This is a genomic window from Flavobacterium macrobrachii, assembly GCF_014486675.1.
GTDB lineage: Bacteria > Bacteroidota > Bacteroidia > Flavobacteriales > Flavobacteriaceae > Flavobacterium > Flavobacterium macrobrachii.
The window spans coordinates 1-11,956 of record NZ_JACTAC010000082.1 but is presented as its reverse complement, the minus strand read 5'-3'; the positions used below and the strand labels follow the sequence as shown (position 1 = coordinate 11,956).

Here is an 11,956-nt window from a genome sequence, read left to right as displayed (position 1 = left end):
AGAAGTAATTAAATATAAACGAAAAGATGGTGTGGAATTATCGGGAACTTTATATTTACCAGCAAATTATGACCGAACTAAAAAAGCAGAGAAATTACCTTTACTAATCTGGGCTTATCCAGAAGAATTTAAAGATAAAAATAGCGCTGGACAAAGTAATAAAAATCCAAATGAGTTTACATTTCCAAATTATGGTTCATTCGTTTATTGGGTAACCAAAGGTTATGCTGTACTAGATGATGCTTCATTCCCAATTATAGGCGAAGGAACAACAGAACCAAACGATACTTTTATGCCACAACTTATTGGAAATGCCGAAGCTGCTATTGATGCTGTGGATAACTTAGGGTACATCAATCGTAAAAAAGTTGCTATTGGCGGACATTCTTATGGAGCATTTATGACGGCAAACCTTTTAACACATTCTAACCTATTTGCTTGTGGAATTGCACGAAGCGGTGCTTATAACAGAACATTAACACCATTTGGTTTCCAAAGCGAACAAAGAAATTATTGGGATGTTCCAGAAGTTTATAACACCATGTCTCCTTTTATGAATGCGGATAAAATGAAAACACCAATGCTTTTAGTTCATGGTGATGCCGATAATAATCCAGGAACATTCACGCTACAAACAGAGCGTTATTTCCAAGCGTTGAAAAATCTTGGTGCGCCAGTTCGTATGGTTTTATTACCAAAAGAAAGCCATGGCTATGCCGCAAAAGATAATATTTTTCACCTTTTATGGGAACAAGAACAATTTTTAGATAAATACTTGAAAAACTAAATTTCTTGTTATTATCAAAAAGCAAAAAGACTTTAAAACAATTGTTTTAAAGTCTTTTTTTATTAAAATACTCCTAGGAAAAAGCATTTCAAAACTAATAAATATAAAACAAATCCTCCACAACATCAATCACCAACAGTAATAGAAACTATATCACTCCAATTTCCTACTCTACCGTCATTATAAAGATACATCGCTCGATAACGCCAAACGGTGCTTAGACTAGCAGGTGGTATTGGAGTTGGATCTATAAAATTTGGTCGCATGTCTTTATCAAAAACCACAAAACCAGCTCCGCTATCTTTCTCTATAACAATACCATCATAACCTCCTTTTTTCCAATCAAGATTTACTAAACCTCCTCGCATAACTGCTTTTAAAATGGGTTGCACATTCTCTAAAGCAAGTCTGTTAGAGTTTTGCTCCTCTATACCTAATATTAACCCAATACTTACACTATAATTTTGATGTGCTTTTATACGGTTTACTAATGTGGTAAAACGAAATTGAATACCCGCTTCTACTTCATCAGGAACAGGACTAGTTATCACTGAGTCTGGAATAGGATCAGCATTAATATGATTTAAACCAAAACGAAGACCATTTTTAAAACTCGTCCAACCTTTCTTGGTTTCATCATACCTTTTTACCACTTGAATTGTCCAAGCAAAAAAAACATTGTCTGCTTGAATACTTGAAACTTCTGCGGGCAAAATGCTAAATAGCTCTGCATAATTCCCTATTTTGTTAGCAAAATTATCTAACTGCAACGAAAATTGTTCGTCATTTCTTTTTAAATAATACATAAATCAAAAATTAAGGTTATTATTCTATTTTAAATTTTATGTACTTTTCACTTCATGCAAAAACGGTTCAGGTTATGTATAATAAAAACGGTAAAATCTTAATAATATTGTACTCACTTTTTAAAGAAACCACTTCTTAAACCCTACATTTCAGCTAATTAAAAATTGCTACTTTTTAAAAAATCTAAGAATAATAATCGACGAGAAATTATTTCTTGTTAGAAATAATTGTAAAAAACAACCTAATTTTTTTTGAAAAAAAAACAAAATTTTTCATCCAAACACTAAAAATTGTGTTCCTTATTTCATTTTAATACTATAAAATAATTTCATTCATCCGAAAAAAATTTTACCTCAACGTAAAATTATTTTACGTCGCCAACAGATAATTTTACGTCGTGAACAAATCATTTTACGTTGAAGACAAATCATTTTACGTTAAGCACAAATGATTTTACCACAACGCCGAATAATTTTTATCTATCATCGAATGATTTTTAGTTGACGTAAAACTATTTTACGTTAACCTCCAGCTATTTTACGTTACCGTAAAATAATTTATTCACTACAACAAATCATTTTACCACAACGACGAATAATTTTTAATCCACAAAAAATTATTGGGAGTAACTGTAATATTGTTTTTTCTTATCTACCAAAAAATTATTAATAAAAAAACATTATTTATTGTTTATCAATAAATTTTTATTATTTTTGACCTGTAATTTAAATTTGTAAAAAAATGGAAATCAGAATCACCACAAAAATGATCCTTCAAATACTGCAAGTAATCTCTTGGGTTATCTTTATCGGTTTGTGCATCGAAGCCGGCAGTTATCTTTTTAATGCCGTGTTTACCATGGCTTTTAATCCGTTAGCGGCTGATTATTTCAAACTGACGGAATTGTACCACTATGATTCCGGATTTTTCTTAACACAAATAGGTTTAGGTTTTATAACAGCTACCTTGAAAGCCTTATTATTTTACTTGATTGTAAAAATACTGTACGACAACAAACTTGATTTTTCTAAACCTTTCAACCAGTCGCTTTTTACTTTTGTCTCCAACCTTGCGTATGTCACTATATTCATTAGTATTTTTTCAAATTGGGGTGCCAAATATTCGAAATGGTTAGAAGCTAAAGGAATAAATATGCCGGAAATTACAGAATTGCACCTGGACGGAGCAGATATTTGGCTGTTAATGGGAATTGTACTTTTGGTGATTGCTCAAATTTTCAAAAAAGGAATAGAACTTCAAAACGAAAACGAATTAACCATTTAAGTTATGCCAATAATTGTAAACGTAGATGTGATGATGGCAAAACGAAAAATGTCATTAAACGAACTTTCGGAAAAAGTAGATTTAACGCTTTCTAATCTTTCCATTCTAAAAACAGGAAAAGCAAAAGCCATCCGATTTAGCACGCTTGAAGCCATTTGCAAAGCTTTGGATTGTCAACCTGGCGATATTTTGGAATATATAAAAGAAAAAAAATAGTGAGTACTACTTTTTTACTTGCAAAAACACCTTTGCTCCTTTTTCTAACGATGAATGGCTTTCAAAATACAAAATGTTTTTTTGAAATGTAGCTTCAACCAAAAAATGATTGCCTCTAAAAAATGATTGCAAAACCTCAACTTCAACCGTTGATTGCTCCACAATTTCCAACTGATGAGGATAAACTAATTGTAATTTTCCGTCAATTTCAATTTCATTGACATCGCCAAAAAGAGAAGCGATATATTTATTTTTTGGGTTTTCATATAAATAATTAGCCGAGCCTTTTTCGATAATTTTGCCATTTTTCATTACCAAAACCTCATCGGCAAACGACAAAACATCGGTACTATCGTGAGTAGCGATAATCGTTGTAATTTGTTTTTCTTTCAAATAGGCAAAAAGTTTTCGTCGTAAACTATTTTTCCTGAAATTATCAATATGACTAAACGGCTCATCGAGCAGTAAAACTTCGGGTTCTAATGCTAAAACTCTAGCCAAAGCCACGCGTTGCATTTGTCCACCGCTTAAAAACTGAGCTTTTACAGTAGCAAATTCGGTCATTTCTACAATTTCAAGAAGTTCGGATACACGTTGATTTTTTTTATCCTTATATATATTTGACAAATACTTTCCAACATTTTCTGCAACGGTTATATAGGGCATCAAATCAAAATCTTGAGCTAAATATTTCATGTAGTCCATCCCAGGAATTAAATGATATTTAGGTCCAAGAACTTCATTTTTATTCCAAAATATTTGACCTTCATTCAAATCATATAAACCATAAATGAGTTTTAACAAAGTACTTTTTCCACAACCGCTTTCACCTATAACTGCCATTGTTTTACCTTTTTCTAATGAAAAAGATAGGTCTTCAAGTATTGAAAATTTGTTGTAAGAAAAGGTAATGTTTTGAACAGAAAGCATACTTTAAATAAAAAAAAACAAAGTTGGTTATTATTTGTAGAACAAAAAAAGTTAATCGTAGATAAAATTCTATACAAATCTCAGCATTTTTCTAACTCTTTTCTATTTTTTTAGGTTAATTTTGCATAAAAATATTATGTATTTATTTTTATTGCTATGAAATTGAAAATCTGTTACTTGCTATTTATCTGCTTTTTTACTTCAAATATAAAAGCACAAGTTGGTATTAATACAACTACTCCAAATGCACAATTGGATATTCGATCAAGTAATCAAGCTACACCAACTAATACAGACGGAATTTTAATTCCAAAAGTAGATGCTTTCCCAGCAACAAATCCTACTGCATCTCAACAAGGCATGCTGATTTATCTGACTACAGTAGCAACTTTTTCTAGTGTAAGCAAACAACCTGGATTTTATTATTGGGACAATGCAACAACCAATTGGATAGGATTTCAAAGTAGTTTAAATTCTGATTGGAGTTTAACAGGAAATGGAGGGACAAATGCAAGCACAAACTTTCTTGGAACTACCGATAATGTTGATATAGTATTTAAAAGAAACAACCGTAGAGCTGCATTTATTGGTGATGGAACTTTTGACAGTACATTGAATTATAACAATGGGAATACTTCATTTGGTGATAATTCTCTATTAAATCCAATAGTTAATTTTGGTGCCCAAACTGGAGTTAGAAACTCTGCATTCGGGACTAACTCTTTAACTAAAAATACATCTGGAAGAAGAAATGTATCAATTGGAGATTCATCACTTTATGAAAACACAACAGGAAATGAAAATACTGCCGTTGGAGTTGGTGCATTATTCAGTAACATTATTTCAAGTGGAAATACAGCAATAGGGAGAAATGCTTTAACTTCGTTTACGGGTTCAGCCACAGCCAATATTGGTAATACTGCTGTTGGGTTTGGCGCTTTAAGGAATACAGCAACAGGCATTCAAAATACAGCTATAGGATATGAAGCATTGAGAAGTGTGTTAGGAACAGGCAATGTTGGGATAGGTTATAGAGCTGGATTTAATGAAACAGGAGCAAACAAACTATATATAGAAAACTCAAATGCAGATGCTAACAACGCTTTAATTTATGGCGAATTTGATAATAACATAGTTAGAGTTAATGGAACTTTACAAGTTAATAATCCGGCAACTGTAAACGGATATGCTTTACCTAATGTAAGAGGAACAGCAAATCAAGTACTACAAACTGACGGTGCAGGAGCAACCAACTGGGTTTCTACCACTTCTTTAAGTATTAATGAAACAGATCCACAAGTTTCGTCAACCACAAATAATAGAGTTCCTAGATGGAACTCGACAACCACTACTCTAGTTGATGGAACAATCCATGATGACGGAACCAATGTTGGTATTGATGTTACACCCGCAGCAGGAAACAAACTAGAGGTAAATGGTAAAACAAGTACCACAAATTTTCAAATGACAAATGGCGCTACAAATGGTTATATTTTACAAAGTGATGCAACAGGAAATGCGAGTTGGGTTCAAAACCCATTAAACACCTTATCTTTAGTAAGAGTGAATTTATCTGCTAACCAAGCTTTAACAACTACTGGATGGCAAAAAGCAACATTCAATAGTGAAGTATTTGACACAAGTAATGAATTTGATACTACAACCAATCGCTTTACAGCAACTAAAGCTGGTTTTTACAGAGTTAATGCCGTATTTCATACAAACAACCAAAGTAATAATCAGTTCTATTCTATTGGAATTAGAGTAAATGGAAATTTTTACCAACAAACTTCAGCAAATCATTTTGGTAATGGTGCTGTAGACCGAGCAGTAAACTGTTTAGTTCAATTGAATATTGGAGATTATGTAGAAGTTTTTATTGAAAATTATCAAACTGGAGTTGAAATTGATGGTTTCTCAGGAAAAACAATTTTTGAAATTGAACAAATTAGATAATACTAAAAAAGACAAGAGCGAAATTCCAATAATGGAGTTTTTCGCCCTTGTCAACCTAACCAATAAATCTTAATTTTTAATCTATATATTCTTTGAATGATGTCGTTTGGATTCTCGCTTTTAAATCATGAAGCAAATTATACAATCCGAAGAAAGTTCTGTTAATGTACAGAAAATGTTTTGAACCTCGATTTCCATTCATTTTTCTAAGCTGAGTATCTTTTGAAAATTCTTCGCCCATTTGAGCAATTTTTCCAAAAAAATCTTCATCCGAAAAGTCAAAAAACTCGCCATGGAAAGGTTTTGTAAACAAACTCAATAAATCATGGAATATTTTGGTAAAATAAATTATTTCTTCTTTTGTATCATCGTGGCGTAAAATCTCTAATTCGTATAACTTCTTATTAAAAAGCTCTGGATTATTAATAACTTCTGGTTTTGCTAATTCAAAATATGGCACATAAAAATCCTCTGGAACTTGTTTAATACAGCCAAAATCTATGGCAACCAACTTATCATTTTTATCAATTAAAAAATTTCCCGGATGTGGATCGGCGTGAACCTGTTTCAAATAATGCATTTGATACATATAAAAATCCCATAATGCTTGACCAATTTTATCTCCTATTTCTCTATCTTGATTATAAGCAGTAAACTCCGAAATATGTTCACCTTCAATCCATTCCATCGTTAGGATTTTTTCTGACGAATAGTCTGGAAAATACTTTGGAAAACGCAAATTTTCAATTTTTCCACATTTCTCCGAAACTTCTATACTTTGTTTAAGTTCCAAAACATAATCGGTTTCTTCGAGTAATTTATTTTCAACTTCTTTAAAGTATTTCTCTGAATCCTTGCCTTTCAAATTAAACATTCGGGTTGCAAATGGTTTTACCAAAGCCAAATCAGAACTAATACTTTCAGCAACTCCAGGATATTGAATTTTTACAGCAAAATTTTCTCCGTTTATTGACGCTTTGTGTACCTGACCTATACTTGCTGCATTTACAGCATCCTGAGTGAACGTATCATAAATTTCTTCAGGATATTTTCCTAAATATTTTTTAAACGTTTTTCTAACCAATGGTGCCGATAACGGAGGAACCGAAAACTGCGAAAGCGAAAATTTCTCTACATAAGCTTGTGGCATGATACTTTTGTCCATACTCAACATTTGAGCTACTTTTAACGCACTGCCTTTTAAATTCTTTAATCCGTCATAAATATCTTCAGCGTTTTCTTCGTTCAATTTTTCTTTTGTCAAAGAAGGATTGATGATTTTCTCACCATAGTAAGCCACATAATTTCCTCCAACTTTAAAGCCTGTTTTGACTAATTGGGTTGCTCTTTCAATTTTACCTGTTGGAATTTTGTCTAATGTTTTCATTAATTAAATTTTTCTTTCCAAAAAAATTTACCCAAATCAAATAAATTCTCTAATTGTTTTGTATCTAATAAATCAACAACAGTATTAACCGATTTCTCAATCAAGACATCTGTTTTTTCAAAACTTTTAGACGTATCATCAATCCAAAATTTTAATAAAAATAAAAACTGTATCCATGCTCCTTCTGAAAAAACAGGTTCCGTAACTTTATTAATTCTTCCTGAAACCATTGTCTCATTAGAGTTAATTATACTTACGATATATTCTTTGAAATGGTTTCTGAATTGTTTTAAGCTTTTCAAATTTTTCATTCCTTCTTTGTTTTCTTTTAAATAGAACAACACATAAGTCCTATTCAATGTTAAGATTTCAAACAAAGTAAAATACAAAGTCAGTAGTTTTTCTTTATTAGAATAACTTTCAATTTTTGGATCTTTAGACATCGCTGCAGATGCATTTTCAAAAAACTTCGACCATATAGATTCTTTTAATGATTCGAATGAACCAAAAAAAGAATAAAATTGACTTTCATCTAAATTGTGTTTGTTACAAAAAGTATAGATATTCTTTGGCTCTTCATTGTTTTCTAAAACATCTATCATGAAATGATTCATAATAATCACATCATCTATTATTTCTTTCTTAGAACTTGTTTTTTTAACTGTTGCCATTTTATTGGTTTTAAATACTATGTAAAGTTACTAATTGTTTAACAAAACAAACAAATAATTAAACAAAAAGTTTTGTTAAAGTTCTTTCAAAAAAAAAGCTACCCAAAAAATGGATAGCTTTTTTTATATAGAATTAAATAGAATAAATTATTTACCTGCTTCTTTTTGAGCATCTTGAACCATTTTTTCGTTTGCAGTAATAGCAAATTCTACTCTACGGTTTTTACTTCTTCCTTCTGGAGTATCATTGGTAGCAATTGGATCAGCAATTCCTAAACCAGTTGTTACAAAACGAGTTGCAGCTAAACCTTTGCTAGCCAAATAAGCTTTTACAGATGCAGCTCTTTGGTCTGAAAGTTTCAAATTATAATCCGCTGCGCCAGTACTATCAGTATATCCATAAATTTGAATATTAGTATCAGGATATTGATTAAATACAGGAACTAATTTATCCAAATTTGCTTTTGCAGTAGCTGTAAGTGTTGATTTATTAGTATCAAAACGAACCGCATTTTCTCCTAAAACTAATTTAATTCCTTCTCCTACTCTTTCAACCTCAGCACCAGGCAAAGCTGTTTCAATTTCGCGCGCTTGTTTATCCATTTTGTTACCAATAACGCCACCAGCAACTCCACCGACAACTCCACCAAGAACTGCACCCATTGCTCCGTTTCCGCCTTTTCCTAAATTGTTGCCTAAAACTGCTCCAAGAATAGCTCCACCAGCTGCACCAATTGCTGCACCACGTTGCGTATTATTGGTATTTTTTACCGCTTCACAACTAGTAAATACTGTTGAGAACAACATTAAACCTCCTAAAACAATTACACTAAACTTTTTCATATTTCTTAATTTAATTTTTCAAATTGATAAACAACATCTGTTAATTTTCCTCCTACATTAATCTTGTCAACTAATTGGAAACTTGTTTCAGTTACGTTTGCTACATTCAAAACATAACCCGATTTTACTTTCTTAGCCTTTGCTTCATCCAAAATCTTCATTACAAATTGACCTTCTTTATTTATAAACCAAGTAATCGGTGTTGAATATGAAGTACAACTTGAACTATTCAATGCAAAATTTCCTTTGTTATTATTAGAAACAAACTTCCAATTACTTCCAATAAAACATTTTGAATCGGCTAAGTCAAACGATGTAACTTTTATAACATCTGAACCTGGATAATTTACAGCTGTAATTTGCCAATTTCCCTTGATTACTCTTTCTGTTTTATTATCAACCTTGTTATTTGTTGCAGATTTCGATTTGCAACTAAGTAAAAATACCGAAAAAACTAAAATCAAAATAATCTTTTTCATATGGTGTAATAATTAATTAATGAAACAAAGATAATAACATTTTTTGGACACATATTACATAATAATTCTATTTTGTTATAGAATTAATTCTACGTCATTTTGTCACATTCTATAATTTGGTATCACATTTGCATGTTGAGAATTTAAAACTTTATAACAACAAAATTTAATAATATGACAACAGGAAAAATTAATGTATCAGTTGAAAACATCTTTCCGCTAATCAAGAAGTTTTTATACAGCGACCACGAAATTTTCTTGCGCGAACTAGTTTCCAATGCAACTGACGCTACTTTAAAATTAAAACACCTTACTTCTATTGGTGAAGCAAAAGTGGAATATGGCAACCCAATTATTGAAGTAAAAATTGACAAAGAAGGTAAAAAACTTCATATCATCGATCAAGGTTTGGGTATGACAGCTGATGAAGTTGAAAAGTACATCAACCAAGTAGCTTTTTCGGGTGCTGAAGAATTTTTAGAAAAATATAAAGATTCTGCCAAAGATTCAGGAATTATTGGTCATTTTGGTTTAGGATTTTACTCTGCATTTATGGTGGCAGAAAAAGTAGAGATTATTACCAAATCGTTCAAAGACGAACCTGCAGCACATTGGACATGTGACGGAAGTCCAGAATTTACTTTAGTTGCTCATGACAAAACCGAAAGAGGAACCGAAATCATTCTTCACATTGCCGAAGATTCTTTAGACTTTTTAGAAGAATTCAAAATCCGTGAATTGTTGACTAAATACAATAAGTTCATGCCTGTTCCGATTAAATTTGGAACCAAAAAAGAAGCATTACCAAAACCTGATGATGCGCCAGAAGATTACAAAACAGAATACATAGACATTGACAACATTATTAATAACCCAAATCCAGCGTGGACAAAACAACCTGTTGATTTAACCGATGAAGATTATAAAAACTTCTACAGAGAGTTGTATCCAATGCAATTTGAAGAACCGTTGTTCAACATTCATTTGAATGTAGATTATCCGTTTAACTTGACAGGAATTTTGTATTTCCCAAAAATGTCAGGCGATTTACAACTTCAAAAAGACAAAATTCAATTGTACCAAAATCAGGTTTTTGTAACCGATAATGTAGAAGGAATTGTTCCAGAATTTCTTGGAATGCTTAAAGGTGTTATCGATTCGCCAGATATTCCGTTGAATGTTTCGCGTTCGTATCTTCAAGCCGATGGAAATGTGAAGAAAATTTCAAATTATATCACTCGAAAAGTTGCCGATAAATTGAAATCGCTTTTCAACGAAAACCGCGAAGATTTTGAACAAAAATGGAACGATATTAAAATCGTTTTAGAATATGGAATGTTATCCGAGCCAAAATTCTATGAAAAAGCTGGTGATTTTGTTTTGTATCCAACGGTTGATAACAAATATTACACCTTAGCCGAATTGAAAGATGCAATTACTGCAAATCAAACCGATAAAAACGGAAAATTGGTTGTTCTCTATGCTTCTAACAAAGATGCGCAACACAGTTACATTGAAATTGCCAAAGAAAAAGGATACGAAGTATTGCTTTTAGACTCGCCAATCGTTTCACATTTAATTCAAAAATTGGAAGCTGATAACGAAAACCTAACCTTTACTCGTGTAGATTCAGATCATATTGATAAATTAATTCAGAAAGAAGAAACTCAAATTTCTAAATTATCGGAAGAAGAATCAACACAACTGAAAACTGTTTTAGAAGAAATTGTTCCAAAAACAACCTATTCAGTTCAATTGGAACCGATGGATAGCAACGCTTCGCCATTTATCATTACGCAGCCAGAATTCATGCGAAGAATGAAAGAAATGAGCCAAACTGGCGGAGGCGGAATGTTCGGAATGGGTAATTTCCCAGAAATGTATAATTTGGTTGTAAACACCAACTCCGAATTAGCAACCACTATTTTAAATTCTGAGAAATCAGCACAAGAAAGTTTGGTGAAACAAGCTTTGGATTTGGCAAAAATATCTCAAGGATTACTTAAAGGAGAAGAATTAACCGCTTTCGTAAAAAGAAGTTTTGAACTGATTAAGTAACCAATGATTAGTTACAATTGAATAGAAACCTGTAAACTAAAGTTTACAGGTTTCTTTTTATTAAAAATTCCCGACCTTCGTAATTCAATAAACTAAAGTTTTACATTTTTTAAAATGACATTATCCATAGAAACTCCGGCATTACTTTTCTCTGCAACATCACTGATTTTATTAGCCTATACCAACCGGTTTTTGACGATTGCACAAATCGTTCGCAGTTTGAAAACCCATTATGATGAAAAACACACGAAAAGTATTTTACTGCAAATTAGAAACTTAAATCTAAGATTATCATTAATTCGATACATGCAACTTTTTGGTGTGTTGTGTTTGTTTCTTTCGGTATTTGCGATGTTATTGCTTTTTCTAGGGCAACAAACCGCAGGAATTTACCTTTTTGCAGCCAGTTTACTTTGTTTACTAACATCATTAGGAATTTCTTTTTGGGAAATTAGCATTTCAGTAACAGCTTTGCGTCATCATTTGAGTGATTTGGAAGAAGAAGAAATGAAAAAATAAACCTCACAAGTTTTGTGAG

General features: G+C 31.8%; 12 protein-coding genes. 6 read left to right on the top strand and 6 right to left on the bottom strand.

Annotation, left to right across the window (positions count from 1 at the left end; genetic code table 11):
• Nucleotides 1–787: alpha/beta hydrolase family protein (locus IAI56_RS13935; RefSeq protein WP_187658449.1), on the top strand; the 787-nt coding region annotated here is incomplete at its 5' end.
• Nucleotides 788–912: 125 nt separating this feature from the next.
• On the opposite strand, the gene IAI56_RS13930 is transcribed toward IAI56_RS13935, so the two are convergent.
• Nucleotides 913–1,593 carry a hypothetical protein gene (locus IAI56_RS13930; protein ID WP_187658448.1) on the bottom strand — a complete coding sequence of 227 codons (681 nt, stop codon included), beginning with the start codon at nt 1,591–1,593 and terminating at the stop codon, nt 913–915.
• A 742-nt stretch (nt 1,594–2,335) separates the two neighbouring features.
• Here IAI56_RS13930 and IAI56_RS13925 point away from each other — a divergent pair.
• Together IAI56_RS13925 and IAI56_RS13920 are read left to right on the top strand one after the other, a co-directional pair.
• Nucleotides 2,336–2,878: a DUF2975 domain-containing protein gene (locus tag IAI56_RS13925; RefSeq protein ID WP_187658447.1), complete on the top strand. Its 543-nt coding sequence runs from the start codon at nt 2,336–2,338 to the stop codon at nt 2,876–2,878.
• 3 nt (nt 2,879–2,881) lie between these two features.
• Nucleotides 2,882–3,094 (top strand): helix-turn-helix domain-containing protein, encoded by a 213-nt coding sequence (locus IAI56_RS13920; protein WP_187658446.1) that lies wholly within the window; start codon nt 2,882–2,884, stop codon nt 3,092–3,094.
• A 6-nt stretch (nt 3,095–3,100) separates the two neighbouring features.
• Here the strand turns inward: IAI56_RS13920 and IAI56_RS13915 are convergent, their stop codons facing one another.
• Nucleotides 3,101–4,024, bottom strand: a complete 924-nt coding sequence (locus IAI56_RS13915; RefSeq protein ID WP_187658445.1) for an ABC transporter ATP-binding protein — start codon at nt 4,022–4,024, stop codon at nt 3,101–3,103.
• 156 nt (nt 4,025–4,180) lie between these two features.
• Between IAI56_RS13915 and IAI56_RS13910 the strand changes: the two genes are divergently transcribed.
• On the top strand, nt 4,181–5,980 hold the full coding sequence (locus IAI56_RS13910; RefSeq protein WP_187658444.1) for a hypothetical protein: 1,800 nt from the start codon (nt 4,181–4,183) through the stop codon (nt 5,978–5,980).
• A 76-nt stretch (nt 5,981–6,056) separates the two neighbouring features.
• Here the strand turns inward: IAI56_RS13910 and IAI56_RS13905 are convergent, their stop codons facing one another.
• From IAI56_RS13905 to IAI56_RS13890, 4 genes are all read right to left on the bottom strand, one after another.
• Nucleotides 6,057–7,367, bottom strand: coding sequence for an ABC1 kinase family protein (locus IAI56_RS13905; RefSeq protein WP_187658443.1), 1,311 nt, complete (start codon nt 7,365–7,367; stop codon nt 6,057–6,059).
• Nucleotides 7,367–8,038: a TetR family transcriptional regulator C-terminal domain-containing protein gene (locus IAI56_RS13900; protein WP_187658442.1), complete on the bottom strand. Its 672-nt coding sequence runs from the start codon at nt 8,036–8,038 to the stop codon at nt 7,367–7,369. Before IAI56_RS13900 ends, IAI56_RS13905 begins: the two co-directional genes overlap by 1 nt.
• A gap of 147 nt (nt 8,039–8,185) precedes the next feature.
• On the bottom strand, nt 8,186–8,881 hold the full coding sequence (locus IAI56_RS13895; RefSeq protein WP_187658441.1) for a YiaD family glycine zipper/OmpA-like lipoprotein: 696 nt from the start codon (nt 8,879–8,881) through the stop codon (nt 8,186–8,188).
• A gap of 5 nt (nt 8,882–8,886) precedes the next feature.
• Nucleotides 8,887–9,360, bottom strand: coding sequence for a lipocalin family protein (locus IAI56_RS13890; RefSeq protein ID WP_187658440.1), 474 nt, complete (start codon nt 9,358–9,360; stop codon nt 8,887–8,889).
• A 174-nt stretch (nt 9,361–9,534) separates the two neighbouring features.
• Between IAI56_RS13890 and htpG the strand changes: the two genes are divergently transcribed.
• Together htpG and IAI56_RS13880 are read left to right on the top strand one after the other, a co-directional pair.
• Nucleotides 9,535–11,418 carry a molecular chaperone HtpG gene (gene htpG / locus IAI56_RS13885; protein ID WP_187658439.1) on the top strand — a complete coding sequence of 628 codons (1,884 nt, stop codon included), beginning with the start codon at nt 9,535–9,537 and terminating at the stop codon, nt 11,416–11,418.
• Nucleotides 11,419–11,532: 114 nt separating this feature from the next.
• Nucleotides 11,533–11,937, top strand: a complete 405-nt coding sequence (locus IAI56_RS13880) for a DUF2721 domain-containing protein (RefSeq protein ID WP_187658438.1) — start codon at nt 11,533–11,535, stop codon at nt 11,935–11,937.
• Nucleotides 11,938–11,956: the final 19 nt, after the last annotated feature.

Coding starts and splice junctions, on each gene's coding strand:
- IAI56_RS13895 (WP_187658441.1), bottom strand. CDS start 8,881: ATGAAAAAGTTTAGTGTAATTGTTTTAGGAGGTTTAATGTTGTTCTCA.
- IAI56_RS13920 (WP_187658446.1), top strand. CDS start 2,882: ATGCCAATAATTGTAAACGTAGATGTGATGATGGCAAAACGAAAAATG.
- IAI56_RS13905 (WP_187658443.1), bottom strand. CDS start 7,367: ATGAAAACATTAGACAAAATTCCAACAGGTAAAATTGAAAGAGCAACC.
- IAI56_RS13930 (WP_187658448.1), bottom strand. CDS start 1,593: ATGTATTATTTAAAAAGAAATGACGAACAATTTTCGTTGCAGTTAGAT.
- htpG (WP_187658439.1), top strand. CDS start 9,535: ATGACAACAGGAAAAATTAATGTATCAGTTGAAAACATCTTTCCGCTA.
- IAI56_RS13880 (WP_187658438.1), top strand. CDS start 11,533: ATGACATTATCCATAGAAACTCCGGCATTACTTTTCTCTGCAACATCA.
- IAI56_RS13910 (WP_187658444.1), top strand. CDS start 4,181: ATGAAATTGAAAATCTGTTACTTGCTATTTATCTGCTTTTTTACTTCA.
- IAI56_RS13915 (WP_187658445.1), bottom strand. CDS start 4,024: ATGCTTTCTGTTCAAAACATTACCTTTTCTTACAACAAATTTTCAATA.
- IAI56_RS13900 (WP_187658442.1), bottom strand. CDS start 8,038: ATGGCAACAGTTAAAAAAACAAGTTCTAAGAAAGAAATAATAGATGAT.
- IAI56_RS13925 (WP_187658447.1), top strand. CDS start 2,336: ATGGAAATCAGAATCACCACAAAAATGATCCTTCAAATACTGCAAGTA.
- IAI56_RS13890 (WP_187658440.1), bottom strand. CDS start 9,360: ATGAAAAAGATTATTTTGATTTTAGTTTTTTCGGTATTTTTACTTAGT.